General features: G+C 68.1%; 17 protein-coding genes. 10 read left to right on the top strand and 7 right to left on the bottom strand.

Going from position 1 to position 17435, the window contains the following annotated elements; genetic code table 11:
* Positions 1-27 precede the first annotated feature (27 nt).
* Positions 28-909 (bottom strand): fumarylacetoacetate hydrolase family protein, encoded by an 882-nt coding sequence (locus tag IGS68_RS27855; protein WP_201082325.1) that lies wholly within the window; start codon positions 907-909, stop codon positions 28-30.
* Positions 910-1136: 227 nt separating this feature from the next.
* On the opposite strand from IGS68_RS27855, the gene IGS68_RS27850 reads away from it, so the two are divergent.
* From IGS68_RS27850 to IGS68_RS27815, 8 genes are all read left to right on the top strand, one after another.
* The gene (locus IGS68_RS27850; protein ID WP_201082323.1) at positions 1137-1898 is read left to right on the top strand and encodes a FadR/GntR family transcriptional regulator; all 762 of its coding nucleotides are present in this window, start codon (positions 1137-1139) and stop codon (positions 1896-1898) included.
* A 177-nt stretch (positions 1899-2075) separates the two neighbouring features.
* Positions 2076-2822, top strand: coding sequence for a sulfite exporter TauE/SafE family protein (locus IGS68_RS27845; protein ID WP_247881454.1), 747 nt, complete (start codon positions 2076-2078; stop codon positions 2820-2822).
* A 31-nt stretch (positions 2823-2853) separates the two neighbouring features.
* Positions 2854-3840: an aldo/keto reductase gene (locus IGS68_RS27840; RefSeq protein ID WP_201082321.1), complete on the top strand. Its 987-nt coding sequence runs from the start codon at positions 2854-2856 to the stop codon at positions 3838-3840.
* A 199-nt stretch (positions 3841-4039) separates the two neighbouring features.
* Positions 4040-4984, top strand: coding sequence for an alpha/beta hydrolase (locus tag IGS68_RS27835; RefSeq protein ID WP_201082319.1), 945 nt, complete (start codon positions 4040-4042; stop codon positions 4982-4984).
* A gap of 84 nt (positions 4985-5068) precedes the next feature.
* Positions 5069-6091 (top strand): tripartite tricarboxylate transporter substrate-binding protein, encoded by a 1023-nt coding sequence (locus IGS68_RS27830; protein ID WP_201082317.1) that lies wholly within the window; start codon positions 5069-5071, stop codon positions 6089-6091.
* A gap of 24 nt (positions 6092-6115) precedes the next feature.
* The gene (locus IGS68_RS27825; protein WP_201082315.1) at positions 6116-6643 is read left to right on the top strand and encodes a hypothetical protein; all 528 of its coding nucleotides are present in this window, start codon (positions 6116-6118) and stop codon (positions 6641-6643) included.
* A 3-nt stretch (positions 6644-6646) separates the two neighbouring features.
* A complete protein-coding gene (locus IGS68_RS27820; protein WP_201082313.1) occupies positions 6647-8194 on the top strand; it encodes a tripartite tricarboxylate transporter permease in 1548 nt (515 codons plus the stop codon).
* Positions 8191-9462, top strand: coding sequence for an LVIVD repeat-containing protein (locus tag IGS68_RS27815; RefSeq protein ID WP_201082311.1), 1272 nt, complete (start codon positions 8191-8193; stop codon positions 9460-9462). The genes IGS68_RS27820 and IGS68_RS27815 overlap by 4 nt, the downstream gene beginning before the upstream one ends.
* Positions 9463-9498: 36 nt before the next feature.
* Here the strand turns inward: IGS68_RS27815 and IGS68_RS27810 are convergent, their stop codons facing one another.
* From IGS68_RS27810 to IGS68_RS27795, 4 genes are all read right to left on the bottom strand, one after another.
* Positions 9499-10011 (bottom strand): TY-Chap domain-containing protein, encoded by a 513-nt coding sequence (locus IGS68_RS27810; RefSeq protein WP_201082309.1) that lies wholly within the window; start codon positions 10009-10011, stop codon positions 9499-9501.
* A gap of 429 nt (positions 10012-10440) precedes the next feature.
* A complete protein-coding gene (locus tag IGS68_RS27805) occupies positions 10441-10944 on the bottom strand; it encodes a GNAT family N-acetyltransferase (protein ID WP_201082307.1) in 504 nt (167 codons plus the stop codon).
* Between the two features lie 106 nt (positions 10945-11050).
* Entirely contained in the window at positions 11051-11875 is an 825-nt protein-coding gene (locus tag IGS68_RS27800; protein ID WP_201082305.1) for an alpha/beta fold hydrolase, read from the bottom strand.
* A gap of 159 nt (positions 11876-12034) precedes the next feature.
* A complete protein-coding gene (locus IGS68_RS27795; protein ID WP_201082303.1) occupies positions 12035-13093 on the bottom strand; it encodes a calcium-binding protein in 1059 nt (352 codons plus the stop codon).
* A 220-nt stretch (positions 13094-13313) separates the two neighbouring features.
* Here IGS68_RS27795 and IGS68_RS27790 point away from each other — a divergent pair, with 220 nt between their 5' ends.
* A complete protein-coding gene (locus tag IGS68_RS27790) occupies positions 13314-14114 on the top strand; it encodes an alpha/beta fold hydrolase (RefSeq protein WP_201082301.1) in 801 nt (266 codons plus the stop codon).
* A 133-nt stretch (positions 14115-14247) separates the two neighbouring features.
* On the opposite strand, the gene IGS68_RS27785 is transcribed toward IGS68_RS27790, so the two are convergent.
* On the bottom strand, positions 14248-15450 hold the full coding sequence (locus IGS68_RS27785; protein ID WP_201082299.1) for an adenylate/guanylate cyclase domain-containing protein: 1203 nt from the start codon (positions 15448-15450) through the stop codon (positions 14248-14250).
* A gap of 143 nt (positions 15451-15593) precedes the next feature.
* Here IGS68_RS27785 and IGS68_RS27780 point away from each other — a divergent pair, with 143 nt between their 5' ends.
* Positions 15594-16784, top strand: a complete 1191-nt coding sequence (locus IGS68_RS27780) for a calcium-binding protein (protein ID WP_201082297.1) — start codon at positions 15594-15596, stop codon at positions 16782-16784.
* A 48-nt stretch (positions 16785-16832) separates the two neighbouring features.
* Here IGS68_RS27780 and IGS68_RS27775 read toward each other — a convergent pair whose 3' ends face one another.
* Positions 16833-17435 carry a DUF924 family protein gene (locus tag IGS68_RS27775; protein WP_201082296.1) on the bottom strand — a complete coding sequence of 201 codons (603 nt, stop codon included), beginning with the start codon at positions 17433-17435 and terminating at the stop codon, positions 16833-16835.

The following is a 17435-nucleotide window of genomic DNA, read 5'->3' as shown; positions in this document are numbered from 1 at the left end:
TCGTCCTTGTCGTCGCCCAGGGCCGGCCTATTCCAGGGTGTTGGCGAGGCGGCCGATGCCTTCCACCTCGATCGTGACGCGGTCACCCCGCTTCAGGTATTTCGGCGGATCGAACCCGATGCCGACGCCGGCCGGCGTCCCGGTCGCGATGACGTCGCCGGGCACCAGGGTGATGCCGGCGGAGATGGTCTCGATCAGCGTCGGGATGTCGAAGATCAGGTCCCGGGTATTGGCGTCCTGCCGCAGCTCGTCGTTCACCCAGCAGCGCACGGCGAGGGAGGCGGGATCGATCTCGTCCGCCGTGACGATCCACGGCCCCATGGGGCAGAAGGTGTCGAACGACTTGCCCAGGAACCACTGCTTGTGGCGCCCCTGGACGTCGCGCGCCGTCACGTCGTTGATGATGGTGTAGCCCCAGACATGCCCGTAGGCCTGCTCCCGGGAGATGCCGCGGCCGCCCTTGCCGATGATCACCGTCACTTCGGCCTCGTAGTCGATGCTGTCGCTGATGGCCCCGGGATGGCGGATCGCCTCCCCGTCGGCGATCACGGATTCGGGGACCTTGGTGAAGATGATCGGGACCTCGGGCACCGCGTCCGCCTTGCCCTTGGCGCTGCTGTCGAACCCGCTGCGGGCGAACTCGTGCGCGTGGTCGTGGTAGTTCTTGCCGACGCACATGACGTTCCGGGCCGGACGCGGGATCGGCGCTCCGATCCTCACCGACGCGAGGTCGATGGCCCTGCCGGTCGGGCGGATGCGTTCCTTCAGGCCGTCGTACCGCCGGATCAGGTCGATCATGCCGTCCACGGGCTCGCCCAGCATCGATTCCAGGGGCCAGATTCTGCCGTTCTCCGGTTCGACCAGGCCGACGGCGGTGCGGCCATCCATCTGGAAAGTGGCGAATTTCATCGGGCCCTCCTGATCCATTTCAATGCCATTTATCGAGCCATTATCGCCGCCCGCCGCGGTTTGCGCAACAATGGATCAGCGGAGCTTCGCCGGAGCGTACCCGTGCCGCCCTTCACCGCATCATGTTCTTCCGATGGTTACGGCATTGCGGGATATTGCCGCCGGCCCGATTGGCGGCTAGAAATGGGCACTGTTTGGTTCACCATCGCGGACTGCGGGAACGGCCGATGAGCACGCAAGACATTCGCACCCAGAACATTCGCCCCCAGAATGTTCGAACCAAGGCCGCGACGGGAGCCAGCGCCCTGGTCCAGCTCATCGAGAGCAACATCGCGGAAGGCGTCTGGAGTGCCGGCTTCAAGCTTCCGGCCGAACGCGACCTGGAGAAGCAGTTCGGCGTGTCGCGCAACACGCTGCGCAAGAGCCTGAAGCTGCTCCAGGACAAGGGCAGCATCATCCGCCACGTCGGCCGGGGATCGTTCGTCGCGCCGCCGCCGTCCGGCGCCGGTACCAGCCCCGGGGAGCCCGCCGCGTCCGACAGCCTGGTCCGCCGCATCCATGGCGCCAGCCCCGCGGAGATCATGGAGGTGCGCCTCGTGATCGAGCCCGCCGCGGTCGAGCTGGCGGCGGTCCGCGCCAATGCCGAGGATTTCCATCGCATCCGGGAGTGCCTGGCCCGGTCGGAGGCGGCTCCGGACATCGGGGATTTCGAGCACTGGGACGGGCAGCTCCATGTCTCGATCGTCACCGCGTCCAAGAACAGCCTGCTGATCGACCTCTACCGGACGATGAACGAGACCCGCAACCAGCCGGAGTGGCTCCGGCTGAAACGCCGCTCGCTGACGCCCGAGCGGCGCGGAATCTACCAGGACCAGCACCGGCGCATCGTGGCGGCGCTGACCGACCGGGACGCCCAGGCCGCCCGGTCGGAACTGCTCGGCCACCTGCTGATGGTGCGGTCCAACCTGCTGGGTCCGACGGGGTCCTGAAAGCCGCCCGGCCCGGTCCTTCCCCGGGCGCAATGGTTCATTTTTGGCGCTCGAATTGCGCCGATTTCGCTTGGCGGCGCGCGCGCCCGGCGTTAAGCTGCCGGCCATGGCCCGCCGACTCCTGCCCCCTGAGACTTCCGGCCCGCGCACGTCCGGGAACGCATCCGGGAAGCGCCCGTGAGCGCCGGCACGATCCTCGTCATCGCCGCGGTCGTGCTCGCGACCTCCTTCCTGTCCGGGATCTTCGGGATGGCCGGCGGCATGATCTACATGGGCGCGCTGCTGCTCCTGCTGCCCGTCCCGGCCGCCATGGTGCTCCATGGCGTGACCCAGACGGCGTCCAACGGCTGGCGCGCCTTCCTGTGGCGCGGCTACGTCGCCTGGCCGATCCTGCTGCGCTACCTGATCGGCTCGGCGCTGGCCTTCGCCGCCTTCTCGCTGGTGCGCTTCGTGCCCGATCCGGCGCTGGTTCTGGTGACGCTCGGGCTGACGCCGTTCCTGGCCTGGACCGTGCCGGACCGGCTGGCTCCGCGCGCCGACCGCGCCGGCGGGGCCGAACTGTGCGGCTTCATCGGGACCGCCTTCCAGCTCCTGTCCGGCGTTTCCGGCCCGCTGCTCGACGTTTTCTTCGTGCGCTGTCCGCTCGACCGCCGGGCGGTCGTGGCGACCAAGGCCGCCTGCCAGGTCGCGACCCACCTGATCAAGCTCCTCTATTTCGGCCAGATCATCGGCGGCGCCGGGGATTCGCTCGGCTGGCCCGTGCTGGCGGTCTCGGTGGCGCTGGCCATGGCGGGAACCAGCCTGAGCCGGGCGGCGCTGGAACGGCTGACCGACATCCAGTTCCGCAGCTGGACCCAGCGCATCGTGCTCGGCGTCGGCCTCGTGTACCTCGTGCAGGGCATCGCCGCCTACGCCGGGGGCTGAACAGTCGAAAACAAACGGGGAGGTAAGGACGATGGAGCGTCGCAGCCTGGGAAACGCCGGCCTTGGCGTTTCCGCCGTGGGACTGGGGTGTTCGGGCATGACCGGCGACTACGGGGTGCCCGACGATGTCGAGTCCACAGCCACGATCCACCGCGCGATCGATCTCGGGGTCACCTTTTTCGATACGTCCGACGCCTACGGCGACGGTCGCAACGAGCAACTGATCGCCGGCGCTATCGCCGGACGGCGCGACGGGCTGGTCCTGGCGACCAAGTTCGGCAATATCCGGGGACCCAACGGCGAACGGGGAGGGGTGAACGGCCGTCCCGAGCATGTCGCCAAAGCCTGCGAGGCGAGCCTCCGCCGCTTGGGCGTCGACGTCATCGACCTGTTCTACCAGCACCGCGTCGATCCCGACGTGCCGATCGAGGAGACCGTCGGCGCCATGGCCCGGCTGGTCGAGCAGGGCAAGGTCCGTTTCCTCGGCCTGTGCGAGGCAGGGCCGGGAACGATCCGCAAGGCCCACGCGACACACGCCATCTCCGCGCTGCAGATGGAATATTCCCTGTGGAGCCGGGACGTCGAGGACCGCATCCTGCCGCTGCTGCGGGAACTCGGGATCGGCCTGGTGCCCTACAGCCCCCTCGGCCGCGGATTCCTGACCGGGGTCTTCCGCCGGCGCGACGACCTGATCCCGACCGACCGGCGACACGCCCATCCCCGCTTCCAGGAAGGCAATTTCGAAGCCAACCTCGCCCTGCTCGGCGCCCTGGACCGCATCGCCCGGGAGCGGCGGCTGGCGCCCGCGCAGGTGGCCCTGGCGTGGGTGCTGTCGCGCGGTCCGGACATCGTACCGATCCCGGGGACCAAGCGTCGCCCCTGGCTGGAGCAGAACGTGGCGGCATCGGCGGTTCGTCTGGACGACGTCGACCTCGCCGCGCTGGAGGAGGCCTTTCCGCCCGGCGCCGCCTCCGGCCCGCGTTACCCGGAAGCGCAGCTGCGCCGGCTCGGCATCTGAACTCCGCCCTGGACCAATCGAAGATTGGTTATCGCTCTGCAGCAATAGTTCGGGCGGGAAAATCACCGGCTTGACAATGCTGCGCCAATATCGCCCAATACCAACCCATTGCGGATTGGCCTTTGAATGGCTCAAGGACAGGACCGCCGCACCGCCAATCCGTGATCGTGACTTGCACCGCCAAACGGGAAAGGATCCGATGACGCAACCTCAAGCCTCCCACGAAGCATCGCCCGGCGGCGTTTCACCCGGCGGCCTGGAACACTGGACGACCAAGGGCGACGTGCGGCTGTTTCTTTGGGAAAAGCCCGCCGTCGCCCGCTCCGGGAAGCGGGGCACGATCCTGTTCGTCCACGGCTCGTCCATGGCATCGACCCCGACCTTCGACCTCCAGGTTCCCGGTCGCGACGACGCTTCCGTGATGGATTATTTCGCCCGGCGCGGGTTCGACACCTGGTGCGTCGACATGGAAGGCTATGGCCGGTCGGACAAGAACCGGGCCGTCACGTCGAACATCTCGGACGGCGCCGACGACCTGGCCGCCGCGTCGGCCTATATCCAGGATCAGCGCGGCTGCGGCCCCCTGCTGGTCTACGGGATCTCGTCGGGCGCCCTGCGCGCCGCCCTGTTCGCCGAACGCCATCCCGACCGGGTCGCGCGCCTGGCGCTCGACGCGATGGTCTGGACCGGGGAGGGCAGCCCGACCCTGGCCGAGCGCCGCAAGAAGCTGCCCCAGTTCAAGTCGGGGAAACGGCGGGCGATCGACCGCGCCTTCGTGCATTCGATCTTCACCCGCGATCATCCCGGCACTGCCGACGAGGCGGTGGTGGACGCCTTCGCCGACGCGATCCTGGCGCTCGACGACTCCATGCCGGTCGGGACCTACATCGATATGTGCGAGAACCTGCCGCTGGTCGACCCGGCCCGCATAACGATGCCGACCCTGGTGATGCGCGGCGAATACGACGGGATCGCCAGCGTCGACGACCTGCTTAAGTTCTTCGCGCTGCTGCCCAATCCCGACAAGCAGTTCGCGGTGATGCCGGGCATCGCCCACGCCAGCTTCCAGCAGAAGAACCACGCGATCGTCTATCACATCCTCGGCTCCTTCTTCGAGCAGCCGGCCCCCGTCTACCGCGGGTGACCGGCGGCGTTCCGCCGCCCTCGGCCCGCCGGGTCGGCTCGACATGAGCCACCTGAAGAAAAAAACAACCTGGGAGGGAAATCCATGGACCATACAACGCGCATCACCCGCCGGGCGCTGTGCGGCGGCATGGCTGCCGCCGGACTGCTGGCCGGGTTCACGCCCGGACTGCCCCTGTCCCGCGCCGTCGCGCAGTCCTATCCCCAGCGGAACTTCCGCGTGATCATCCCGACGGGGCAGGGCGGCGGCGCCGAAAGGCTGGCCCGGGCCTTCGACGATGCCTGGTCGAAGCTGCTCAACCGGCAGTTCGAATATACCTTCCATCCCGGCGCCGCCGGACAGATCGGCTACGAGCTTTTCGTCAAGCAGCGCGAGGCCGACGGCTACAACCTCCTGTTCGGCAACATGGGACCGGAGATGATCATGTACGCGGTCCAGAAACCCGACTACAGGTTCCCGGAGGACTTCGTCTATTTCAGCGGCACCGATATCGACGACAGCTGCATCTTCGTGCGCACCGACTCCCCCTACAAGGACCTGAAGTCGGTGGTCGAGGCGGCGAAGAAGAACCCGGTCAACGTGGCGGTCAGCCGGATCCCGCACCCCGCGTCGATCGGCATGCTGGCGCTGGGCGAAGCCACCGGCTCGACCTACAACCTGATCCCCTACGGCGGCGGCAATCCGACCTATGTCGCGGTGATGAACGGCGAGGCGGACATCGGCGCGCTGCCGATCACCGGCGTGCTGTCGCTGTCCAGCCAGTTCAGGGTGCTGGGCGTCTTCAACCGCGAGAACATCTTCGCCGAGATCACCGGCAACGCGCCGACGGTCAATGCCGCCTTCGGCACCTCGATCCCGGACCTCTACTCGTCCAGGGCCTGGGCCGTGCACGCCTCCTGGGCCGACGCCAACCCGGAGGATTTCGCCCTGCTGGAGCGCACCTCGCAGGAGGCCCATGCCTCCGAGGCGTTCCGGGACGCCTTCGTCAAGACGGGATCCCCGGTCGAATCCCTGAAATACGGCAACCGCCAGGTCTGCACCGAGTACGCCATGGCCATGCTCGACCTGGCGAAGCGCTATGAACCGGTGCTCAGCGCGCAACGGTAGCACCGGCGGCCAAGGAGCAACGTCATGAGCCAGAAAGTGGCGCAATCGCTGCGGCAGCGCCGGAACGCGCAGCTCGGCGCCGACCTGATCATACCGGTCCTCGCCGCCGGCTTCACGCTCTACTACCTGATCTCCTCGTCCAACCTGGTCTGGGAAGCGCGGGCGAACGGGACGGTGGTGGGGGTCGTGCTGCTGGCCCTGATCGCGATCCAGGTCGCCCGCGTCGCCCTGCGCCTGCGCGGCGGCACCGGCTCGCTCGGGTTCGGCGACCTGGCCCGGTGGACGCCCGCGCAGGGCCAGCGGCTGGCGCTGATCGGCGTCCTGATCCTGTTCATCGCCGCCATCCCCTGGCTCGGGACGACGCTCGGCCTGTTCCTGGTGATGCTCGCCGCCATGTGGATCCTCGGATTGCGGGAATCGGTCACCCTGTTCGCGGTCGCCGGCGGCGTGGCCGCGGCCGTGTTCCTCGTCTTCGTCGTCATGCTGGGGGCGCGCTTCCCCCCGGGGCCGGTCGAGCGGGTCCTGGTCCCGCTGCTCGGCGGGGGGATCTGAGCCATGGGTTGGGACAGCGCACTCCTCCTCTCGCTCGCGGTCGACGCGGTCATGCTCACCTGGGTCGTGGTCCCGGCGGTGCTGCTCGGCATCCTGGTCGGCGCGATCCCGGGCTTCAGCGCCCAGAACACGCTGATCATCCTGCTGCCGCTGACGCTGGCCATGGACATCAACACCGCCCTGGCCTTCATGGTGTCGCTTTACTGCGCGACCCATCTGGGCGGCGGCATTCCGGCGATCCTGGTCAACATGCCCGGAACCGGCGGGGCGGCGGCGACCACGCTGGACGGCTACCAGATGACGCTGAAGGGCAGGGCGCAGCAGGCGCTCGTGCTCTGCTTCGTGGCATCCACCGTCGGCGGGCTGGTCACCAGCATCGCGACCGTCGCCCTGCTGCCGTTCCTGGCCCAGGTCGGGATGTATCTGCGGAGCGTCGAGATGGTCGCCGTGATGGTGTTCGGCCTGGTGCTGATCGCCGCGATCGCGGCCGACGATCCGTTGAAGGGGATCATCGCCGGTTTCTTCGGCCTGATGATCGGGGCGATCGGCACCGACCATATCTACGGCACGCCGCGCGCGGCCTTCGGCTTCCTGGAACTGTACGACGGCGTGCCGCTGGTGCCCGCCCTGATCGGCCTGTTCGCGATCTCCGAGGCGTTCAGCATGATGGAGCGGTCGACCATCGTGCCGCGCTCCGCGGTCGTGGACTCCCGCGCGCACTGGGCGGACACGCTGGAAGGGCTGCGGCTCAGCCTGAAATATTGGTGGCTGACGATCTGGACCAGCTTCGTGGGCCTGTTGATCGGCGTCGTGCCGGGCGCCGGGGCCAGCATCGCGTCGTTCGTGGCCTACCAGCAGGCCCGCATGTTCTCCAAGACGCCGGACGAGTTCGGCAAGGGCTTCGCCCCCGGCGTGGTGGCGCCCGAGTCCGCCAACAACGGCGTCACGTCAGGCACGCTGGTGCCGCTCATGGCGATCGGCGTGCCGGGCGGCAGCACCGCCGCCGTGATGATGGTGGTCCTGCAGTACCACGGCATCGTCCTCGGGCCCCGGCTTTTCATCGAATCGCCGGACATCGCCTACGGCATCTTCTTCTCGATGACGCTGTCCTACGTCGTGATGCTCTTCACGATCCTGCCGCTGGCCCGCTACATGAGCCAGGTGGTGCTGATCCCGACCCGGATCCTGGTGCCGCTGATCCTGTCCCTGACCATCGTCGGCGCCTTCGCCAACCGGGAATACGTGTTCGACATGGGCCTGGCCCTGGTCTTCGGCGTAATCGGTTACATCGCGCGCAAGACCAACTACCACGTCACCGCGATCCTGATCGGCATCATCCTGGGGCCGCTGTTCGAGCAGTACCTGCTGCGCTCGCTGCGGATCGGGCAGGGCGACCTGACGATCCTGTTCTCCTCCACCATCGGGAACGTGCTGTGGGCCTTCGTGGTCCTCTCGGTCCTGCTGCCCTGGCTGCGCAGCCGGCAGCAGGAGCGCCAGCGGCGGATCGAGCGCGAAACCCCCTCTGCCCTGACCGGAGACCAGCCCCGATGACCGTCATGCCGCTTGCGAAGAACCTCCGCCTGGTCGGCCACCTCGACCTGCCCGGCGGGGGCCAGGTGACGGTGTCCGGCGGCCACGCCTTCGTCGGCCACATGAAGCCGCCCTTCGGCACCACCATCGTGGACGTGCGCGATCCGGCCAATCCGCGGGTCGCCGCCTCGGTCGAACTGCCGGACGAAGCTTCCCACACCCACAAGGTCCGGGTCGTGGGCGACCTGATGATCACCAATGTCGAGCAGAACGACCGCCACGCCCTGCGGCGCGGAGCGAGGCTGGCGGAGGCCGCGGCCGAGCTTGCCGCCCGGCTCGGCCGTCCGCCCTCCGACGCGGAGCTGGCCGCCGCCCTGAAGATCCCCGAAGACCTGCTGCCCCGGCTGCGCCACGTGCTGCAGCATGGCTACCGCGACGGCGGCTTCAAGGTGTACGACATCTCCGACCGGACCCGCCCGCGGGAGATCGCCTATGTCCGCACCCACGGGGTCGGCGTCCACCGCTTCGACATGGACGACCGCTACGCCTACATCTCGACGGAAATGGAGGGCTATGTCGGCAATATCCTGGTGGTCTACGACATCGCCGATCCGGCCCGGCCGGCTGAGGTCTCGCGCTGGTGGATGCCGGGCCAGCATGCGGCCGGCGGGGAAACGCCGCACTGGGCGGGGCTGCGCAACCGGCTGCACCACGCGCTGCGCTTCGGCGACGAGCTGTGGGCGTCGGTCTGGTATGCCGGGCTGCGGGTGATCGACGCGTCCGACATCACCGACCTGCGCACGGTAGGATCGTACGATTACCATCCGCCCTTCCCGGAGCCGACCCACACCGTGGCCCCGGTCCCGGTGCGGTGGCAGGGACGCCAGGTCGCGGTCGCGGTGGACGAGGAGCACGACCATGTCCACGGCCAACTCCATGGCGGGCTCTGGTTCCTCGACGTGGAGGACCGGGCCGACATCAGGCCGATCGGCATGTTCCACCTGAGCGAGCTGGACTCGCCCTTCGCCCGCGCCGGGGCGCGCTTCGGGGCGCACCAGTTCCAGGAGCGGGTGACCGGCGACCGGCTCTACTGCACCTGGTTCTCCGGCGGCCTGCGCATGCTCGACATCGCGGATCCCACGGCCCCCCGGGAGATCGGCTGGTTCATCCCCGAACCCCCGAAGGGCCAGCCCTGCGCCCAGAGCAACGACGTCTTCGTCGATGACCGGGGTCTGGTCCACGTGATCGACCGGAACCGCGGCCTCGATATCCTGGAACCGCTGATCTGACGGCGGCCGTGCCGGGGCCGGCCGGGAATCCCTGGATCATCGGCTTGTCGGCTGGTCGGAGAGCTTCGGGCCGACCGTCAGGGAGATCGCCTCTCCCTGCTTCACGCCGTAGGCTTCCAGGGCCTTGCCCAGTTCCCGTGCCGCACCGCCGTTGCCCAGGCTGGCGCTACCGATGTCCTTCTTCCAGTTGTCGGATTCGTTCTCGGGGGCCGACCACCCGAGGCGTTCGAGGATGTCGGGAGTGTCCGCTTTCATGAGCGGATGGTTGAACTTGCTGACCGCCTCGGCCCTGATCCCGTCATCGGTTCGGGTCAGGGTCACATAGGAGCTGTCTTTCTCGCTGTAGACCTTCGCCGCCATCTCGGGCTGGGACGCGACGAAGGTCGCGAGGTCGGACAGGCAGTCCTCGGTGAAGCTCCTCGATTGCTCCGTCATGACCCCGGCGCATGATGCCCGATCCGGCTGCTGGGCGGCCGCTCCGCCCGAACCGGCCGCGGGAACGGACAGCGCGAGGGCCGTCGCCTGTAGGACCGTCTGCCAGCGGATCATCGAGCCTCTCCCTGTCATGCTGCCACGGACAACAGGGCGGCGGGACTCCCGGTTCCATGATCCCGCTGGGCGGGCATGTTTCTGGGATGGAAATCCTATCGTGGTTCTGCTACGGTGCCGCCGGCGCTCGCGCGGGGTCTTTGGCAACCGAATAGGGTTTCCCGGTGCGGACCGGTTCGCCCAAGGCAGCAGGCGGGCCGGCGTCCAGGGCCGGTCGGGATTGCCGGGGATGACTTGGATGACCCGGAATGACCTCCAGCGGGGAATTCTCCACAAGGGAGTTACCTTGCGAATGACCCGGGATTACCTTTGTTGTCCGTCCGCCGATTTTTCGCACCGTAACCTTCCCATCGGCGACGCCGATGCGGACACATGATGACATCCGCTGTCGTTTGTCGACACGCCCCGGGGGGGTCGGCAGGCTCCGGGTCAGCCGGCGAGTGACCGTCCTAGGAAGATCGTTCCCGGCACGGGCGTGTCGTAGTAGGCGGCGATCGGCGTGAATCCCGCCTTCCGGTACAGCGCGATCGCCTCGGTCAGGGTGGGCAGCGTGTCCAGCCGCATCTCGCGGTATCCGACCCGCACCGCCTCGGCGAGGATGGCATCGACCAGGGCCCGGCCGAGTCCGATGCCGCGTCCCCGCGGCAGGACGTAGAGCCGCTTCATCTCGCAGCAGCCGCCTACAGGGCAGTCGGCCGGAGCCATGGGCCGGAGTGCCACGCAGCCCAGCGGCTCGCCGTCGATGCAGTGCGCCAGGAGCAGTGCGCCGGCCGGCGGCGCGTAGCTGCCCGGCAGTGTCGCCAACTCCTCGGCGAATCCCTGGTAGGCGAGGTCGATCCCGAGCGAGGCGGCGTATCGCTCGAACAGGCGGGCCGCGGTCTCGAAGTCGGCGACCGTCCTGGCCGGCCCGATCCGGAAGGGGGGTTGGGTCATGGCGTCGTCACGCTGTCCGGCGGTGTCCCGCGATCGCGGCATTATCGATGGGTGCATCGCCGGTTCCCCGGGGGACCGGCGGCGCACCCGTCAGGAGCGGTCGACCTCAGCCCTGGATGAAGGCGAGAAGGTCCGGGTTGATGATGTCGGCATGGGTGGTGCACATGCCGTGCGGCAGTTTCTCGTAGACCTTGAGCGTCCCGTTCTTCAGCAGCTTCGCGGACAGCAGGGCCGAGTCCGCGATCGGCACGATCTGATCGTCGTCGCCGTGCATCACCAGCGTCGGCACCTCGATCGCCTTGAGGTCCTCGGTGAAGTCGGTCTCCGAGAAGGCCTTGATGCCGTCGTAATGGGCCTTGGCGCCGCCCATCATGCCCTGCCGCCACCAGTTCTCGACGATGCCCTGCGACGGCGCCGCTCCCGGTCGGTTATAGCCGTAGAAGGGGCCGCCCGCGACATCCAGGTAGAACTGCGCCCGGTTGGCGGCGAGCTGCTGCCGGAAGCCGTCGAACACCTCGATGGGCAGGCCGCCCGGGTTGGCCTCCGTCTTCACCATGATCGGAGGCACCGCGCCGATCAGCACGAGTTTGGCGGCGCGCCCCTGGCCGTGCCGGGCGACGTAGCGGGCCGCCTCGCCGCCGCCCGTGGAGTGGCCGACATGGATCGCGTCGCGCAGGTCGAGATGCTCGACCACGGCGGCGACGTCGGCCGCATAGTGGTCCATGTCGTGGCCGTTCCAGACCTGGCTCGACCGGCCGTGCCCGCGCCGGTCATGGGCAACGACGCGATAGCCCTTGTCGAGGAAGTAGAGCATCTGCGCGTCCCAGTCGTCCGAACTGAGCGGCCAGCCATGATGGAAGACGATCGGCCGGCCGGAGCCCCAGTCCTTGTAGAAGATGTCGACGCCGTCCCGGGTGGTGATCACGCCCATGTCTCTGCTCCTTTCGATGATGGGATAGGTCCTGGTTCGCGAGGAAGGTCGGGGAGGTGCCGGCGCGGTGGCGCCGACGCTGAATACCAGGGTATCACGGCGGACCGGATTCACCGTTTCGGAAATCGCCGGTCCGCCGCGGCCGCGCATCCCGCGGGATCAGACGAAGAAGTAGTCCACACCCTCTTCCAGGCCGACCTTGTCGACCGTCACGGTCATGTCGCCGTAGGTATATCCGTAGTAGGTGGTCGTCACATGGAACGTCGTCCTGTTGCCGTATTCGGATACGCTGGCGACCGTGTCCATGTAATCGTAATAGTCGTCGAAATAGATCCGGTCGCCGCCGTAGGCCCCGGCCCCGTTGAAGCCGGTGACCGTCGCAGACCCGGTGGATGTCGTATCGAAGTAGAAGCGGTCATTGTCGGTGGAGGTGCTGACGATGGTGTCGTAGCCGCCGTAACTGTGAAAATCATCGTTGCCGGCTCCGCCGCGCAGGGTGTCGTTAGCGCCGTAGCTGTAGAACAAGTCGTTGCCGGCCGTGCCGGTGATGTCGATGCCCTGGCTATCGTAATAATTGTAGAACTCCAGCTTGCCCGAGCCGGTCACCGTGATCTTCTCGACCTCCTGGAAGTGGCCCGCGTCGATCTGCGGGGAGCCCGTCGGGCTTCCGAAATAGATGTCGCCGCCATTGCCCGACATGCTGATCTGGGTCGTAGCCGCCTTGGTCGAGCCTCCCGAGGTGTAGACCGCCTTGTTGTAGACGTTGAGCGTGTCGTAGCCCGCGTCGCCGTCCAGGATGCTTCCTGACAGGTAACTCCCGATCGAGGAGACGTTGGCCATCGTGGGATCGTAATGGATCTGGTCGTTGCCGTCGCCGCCGTAGAGATAGCCGATTCCGGTGCCGCCCTTGATCGTGTCGTTTCCGGCATCGCCTTTCACGGTGTCGGTGCCGGCGTCGCCGTAGAGGGTGTCGTTGCCGACCCCGCCGTAGACGACATCGTTGCCGTCGCCGCCGTAGATGAAATCGTCGCCATCCTCGCCGCGCAGGATGTCGTTGCCCGCTTCGCCCCAGATCTTGTCGCTGCCGAGGCCGCCCCAGATGGTGTCGTTACCTGCCCGGCCGTAGAGACTGTCATTACCACCGTAGCCGTAGATAGTATCTATAGCTGCGGTGCCGTATTTGGTCTCGGCGTTATTGGTGCCCTTGATGGTCGCCATTTAGTCCCTGCCAGATGTACTTGGATCGCGACAGTCTCATACCCGGAGGCGTCTTGCGTAGGAGGGATCGAGCTAATACACCCGATATCCCTGAAATAGAGATCCGGAATCGGCTATGGGCATCCGGCCCTGCGGCGACATATGTTCCGGCCGGCGCGTTGGCGGGAATCCCGCGGAGCCTTCCCGCCCGATCCCAACTCCGGACAGGAACATTTCCCAGATGCCCAACAGCCCGCCCCCGACCGTCACGGAGACCGATCGCCGGATTCCGATCGGGGAGGGGAGCCTCTTCGCCAGGATCTGGACGCCGGAGGGCGCGGAGTCCGGCCGGCCGGCGCCGGTCCTCCTGTTCCACGACTCCCTCGGGTGCGTCGAGCTGTGGCGCGATTTTCCCGGCCTGCTCGCCGCGGCGACGGGCCGGCGCGTCGTCGCCTACGACCGTCTTGGCTTCGGCCGCTCGGATCCCCATCCGGGACCGCTGGACCCCGATTTCATCGCCCGGGAGGCACGGCAGGTGATCCCGTCGCTATGCGAGCAGGTCGGGGTGGTGGACTTCGTCGCCTGCGGGCACAGCGTCGGCGGCGGCATGGCCGTCGAGACTGCGGCCCGGTTCGGGACGCGGTGCCGCGCGCTCGTGACGATCGCGGCCCAGGCCTTCGTCGAGGACAGGACGCTCGACGGGATCCGCGCCGCCCGGCGGGAGTTCCAGGATCCCGCCACCCTCGCGAGGCTGGCGAGATACCATGGCGGCAAGGCCGAATGGGTCGTGAACGCTTGGATCGGCACCTGGCTGTCGCCCGCGTTCGCGGACTGGAGCCTGGACCGGGTGCTGCCGGCGGTCCGCTGCCCCGTCCTCGCCGTTCACGGCGACGGGGATGAGTACGGGTCCGCCGAACACCCCAGGCGCATCGCCGCGGGGCGCGGGACCGCCCGCATCCTGCCGAACACCGGCCACGTGCCGCACCGCGAGAACCGGGAGGCCCTGATCGAGGCGATCCGCCGGTTCCTCGCCGGGATCTGACCGGGCGGTCCGGGGCAGGGGAGGGGAGTGCCGGCCCTGAGAAGAACGAAACGTCAACGATTCGGAGGCCGAAAGACGGCAACCCACAGAGATATCCCCCGAATCTGTGGATAAGGGCGGTTCGCCCCGGAACTCACCGGTCGCCATGATCCAGCGTGAAGAGTTCCTGGGGACGTTCGACGCCCCGCAGGGCGTAGCGGCCTACCGACACGAGGCGCCGGGTGTCGGGGCCGCAGGCCCTGGCGAAACCCTCCGAGACCAGGATCGGCTGGTCCAGCGACCGGCACAGCGCCTGGATCCGGCTCGCCTCGTTGACCGACGGGCCGACCACCGTGAAATCGAGCCGGTCCCGGCTGCCGACATTGCCGTACAGCACCTCGCCCTCGTGGAGCGCCAGTGTGAACCCCGTGATCGGCAGCCCGGCCGCCGACCGCGAGCGGTTGAGGTCCGCGACGGCCACCCGGGCGGCGGCGGCGGCGTCCAGCGCGCGGCCGCAGGCGACGCGGCCTTCCCCGGGAATCACGGCCAGGATGCCATCGCCCAGGAACTTCAGGACCTGGCCGCCATGGTCATGCACCACGCCGACCAGGCAGTCGGCATAGGCGTTCAGCAGGTCGATCAGCTGCTCGTGGGGCAGCGTGTCGGCCAGCCGGGTGAAGCCGACAAGGTCGCTGAACCACAGGACCTTGCGGACCGCGATGACCTTGCCGCGCTCTATGTCGCCGCGGAGGATCCGGTCGGCGACGTTCTCGCCCAGATACGTGGAGACCACGGTGCGGGCCGTGTCGATGGACATGGTGGCCTTGAAGGCGAGGGTGAACGCCGGAAGCGTTGCCCGGATCAGGGCCAGCTCGACCGCCCCGAACCCGCCCGGCTCGCGGGTCGCCCAGGATGTCGCGAGGCCGCGCGTCTCGCCCAGGAAGGCCCCCTCGCCGTAGCGGACGATCCGGGTCCAGTAATCGGTTCCACCCGATGCCGCGAGGTCGGCCAGCAGCGGGAACAGGTCGGCGCCTTCCCCGCGCGACAGGTTCCACCGGTTCTCGACGGCGCCCCTGTCCAGCATCCATTTCCAGGTGCTGAACCGCCACTCGTCGTTCTCGTCGCGCAGCGTGAGGCGCGGGAAGAATTCGACGCGCAGGCCCTCGCCGGCGATCCAGCGGTGCCCCTGGGCGTCGATCAGCGGGTGCAGCGTATCGGCGCCCACCGACGCGCGCCAGACCGGAAGCCCGGCGGCGACCAGCCGCTCGCAGTAGCCGGTCACCAGCTCCGCCTGGGACAGGCCCTCCAGGCCGGCGGCAAGTGCCCACTCCTGTATTCCGGCGGCCGAGGTCGACATGTCACGCTCCCCAAGTCCTTCGCGGCTGCGGCCCGCTCCATCAACCGGAAGAAGTGGACCCGTCGCGGAGACTTTACCCCCGGCAGGGGCGGTGTCAAAACTCCAAGTTGACGATGACAAGCCAAGATTGGGGAGGGAAGGGAATGGTCAGCTGGAGCGGAACTGCCGCGGACGACGTGCGGCGCGGGACGGCGGAAGCGGACAGGCTCTTCGGACGCGGGGGTGACGACGACCTGTCGGGGCTGGGCGGCGATGATTCCCTCTACGGCGAGGACGGCGCCGATGTCCTCAGGGGCGGGCCGGGGGACGACCACGTCCACGGCGCCTTCTTCGACCCGTTCAAGGGGTTCGCGGACGGCGGGGACCGGCTGTACGGGGACAGCGGGAACGACTTCCTGAGCGGCGGCAACGGCTCCGACACCGTCCGGGGCGGCGCCGGCGACGATACGCTGGAAGGGAACGACGGGGAGGACCTGCTCTACGGCGGTCCCGGAAACGACCGCCTCCGCGGGGGCCTGGACGCCGACCGCCTGTTCGGCGGCGAGGGCGACGACGAGCTGGATGGCGGCTGGTGGTACGGCAACATCCTGGCGGGCGGCGCCGGCGATGATTTCTACCATGTGTACGGAAGCGTGTTCGAGGATGTCGGCAGCTTCGTGAGGGAGGATCCCGGCGAGGGCGACGACACGGTGGAGTACCAGGGAGATTTCTTCACCGAGGACGGCACCGAGCTCGGGCATGTGGAGAATTTCACCGTCCTGGCGACGCCGATCATCGACATCGGGCCGTGGATCGAGTTCGACGGGAACGACCGGAACAACAGGATCGGCGTCAACGACTGGGCCAACTGGCACATCAAGGGGCACGGGGGCGACGACGTCCTGTCGGGCAGCTACGGATCCGAAGCGTCCGACCAGGGCTTCAGGGCCGACGACCGGCTGGAGGGCGGCGCCGGCAACGACCGGCTGATCGGCGGCCGCGGAGCCGATACGCTGGCAGGCGGGACCGGGCGGGACGATTTCCAGTTCGGCCGGCTGAGCGACAGTTCCACCGCCGACGGCGGCCGTGGCATAGACCTGATCGAGGACTTCGAGGCGGGGCAGGACGACCTCGTCTTCGACGGCTCCGCCGATGCCGACGCGACCCTGGCGGGCCGGCAGAAATTCGTCTTCATCGGAGAGGACGCCGATCCCGGGCGCGGTGAGCTTTCCTACCGGTGGGAGGGCGGGGAGACGCTGGTCCTGGGAAACGCGGATGACGATGCCGCCCCCGAGTTCCAGGTCAGGATCGTCGGCAACGTCGCCCTCGCCCCCGGCGACTTCCTGATCTTCTGACGCCGACGGGACCGGAGCTCACGCCGACGACGATCGATGCATGTCCGGTCACCCGGCGAAACCGCCCTCGTCCAGGTAGCGGCGCTCTTCCGGAGTCGTCTCCCGTCCGACGATGGGGTTGCGATGGGGGAAGCGACCGAACCGGCGGATGATGTCGCGGTGCCGCCGGGCGTGTCCGACCTCGATGCCCCCCATGCGTTCGGCCATCGTTACCGAAAGGTTCTGGTCCGCCAGGGACTCCGAATGCCCGAACGGCAGGTACACGAAAGGGCGGAGCGCACGCTCCACCCGGATGTCGTGACCGCGCTCCACGGCGGATCGGGCGACCGCGCGCGCCAGCGGATCGGTGCGATACATGCGCGGGGAGTTGCGGAAGGCATTCCGAGGGAACTGGTCGAGCAGCAGGATCAACGCCAGCGCTCCCTCGGGAGTCTCCGCCCAGCGGTCCAGGTCACCCCGGGCGGCGGCCTCGTGGAGGTTCAGGAACCGCTCCCGGAAGAGCCGGTCGAAGCCCTCCTCCTTGGCGAACCAGAGATCCGGACCCGCTGCGCGCCAGAAGGACACCACGTCCCGCCCGTCGGGCCCCTCGACCCGGTCGAGGCGTTCCGTGAATGCCGGCGTGCCGGCGATGAGATGGCTGAAGTCGATCAT

Source organism: Skermanella sp. TT6 (genome assembly GCF_016653635.2).
Classification (GTDB): Bacteria; Pseudomonadota; Alphaproteobacteria; order Azospirillales; family Azospirillaceae; genus Skermanella; species Skermanella cutis.
The sequence above is the reverse complement of the archived record's forward strand: the minus strand, read 5'-3'. Positions and strand labels throughout refer to the sequence as shown.

Excerpts from the sequence above, each read along its gene's own strand:
- IGS68_RS27805 (WP_201082307.1), bottom strand. The coding sequence starts at position 10,944 with ATGACCCAACCCCCCTTCCGGATCGGGCCGGCCAGGACGGTCGCCGAC.
- IGS68_RS27825 (WP_201082315.1), top strand. The coding sequence starts at position 6,116 with ATGAGCCAGAAAGTGGCGCAATCGCTGCGGCAGCGCCGGAACGCGCAG.
- IGS68_RS27815 (WP_201082311.1), top strand. The coding sequence starts at position 8,191 with ATGACCGTCATGCCGCTTGCGAAGAACCTCCGCCTGGTCGGCCACCTC.
- IGS68_RS27790 (WP_201082301.1), top strand. The coding sequence starts at position 13,314 with ATGCCCAACAGCCCGCCCCCGACCGTCACGGAGACCGATCGCCGGATT.
- IGS68_RS27835 (WP_201082319.1), top strand. The coding sequence starts at position 4,040 with ATGACGCAACCTCAAGCCTCCCACGAAGCATCGCCCGGCGGCGTTTCA.
- IGS68_RS27775 (WP_201082296.1), bottom strand. The coding sequence starts at position 17,435 with ATGATCGACTTCAGCCATCTCATCGCCGGCACGCCGGCATTCACGGAA.
- IGS68_RS27795 (WP_201082303.1), bottom strand. The coding sequence starts at position 13,093 with ATGGCGACCATCAAGGGCACCAATAACGCCGAGACCAAATACGGCACC.
- IGS68_RS27830 (WP_201082317.1), top strand. The coding sequence starts at position 5,069 with ATGGACCATACAACGCGCATCACCCGCCGGGCGCTGTGCGGCGGCATG.
- IGS68_RS27840 (WP_201082321.1), top strand. The coding sequence starts at position 2,854 with ATGGAGCGTCGCAGCCTGGGAAACGCCGGCCTTGGCGTTTCCGCCGTG.
- IGS68_RS27800 (WP_201082305.1), bottom strand. The coding sequence starts at position 11,875 with ATGGGCGTGATCACCACCCGGGACGGCGTCGACATCTTCTACAAGGAC.
- IGS68_RS27780 (WP_201082297.1), top strand. The coding sequence starts at position 15,594 with ATGGTCAGCTGGAGCGGAACTGCCGCGGACGACGTGCGGCGCGGGACG.
- IGS68_RS27785 (WP_201082299.1), bottom strand. The coding sequence starts at position 15,450 with ATGTCGACCTCGGCCGCCGGAATACAGGAGTGGGCACTTGCCGCCGGC.
- IGS68_RS27855 (WP_201082325.1), bottom strand. The coding sequence starts at position 909 with ATGAAATTCGCCACTTTCCAGATGGATGGCCGCACCGCCGTCGGCCTG.
- IGS68_RS27810 (WP_201082309.1), bottom strand. The coding sequence starts at position 10,011 with ATGATCCGCTGGCAGACGGTCCTACAGGCGACGGCCCTCGCGCTGTCC.
- IGS68_RS27820 (WP_201082313.1), top strand. The coding sequence starts at position 6,647 with ATGGGTTGGGACAGCGCACTCCTCCTCTCGCTCGCGGTCGACGCGGTC.
- IGS68_RS27850 (WP_201082323.1), top strand. The coding sequence starts at position 1,137 with ATGAGCACGCAAGACATTCGCACCCAGAACATTCGCCCCCAGAATGTT.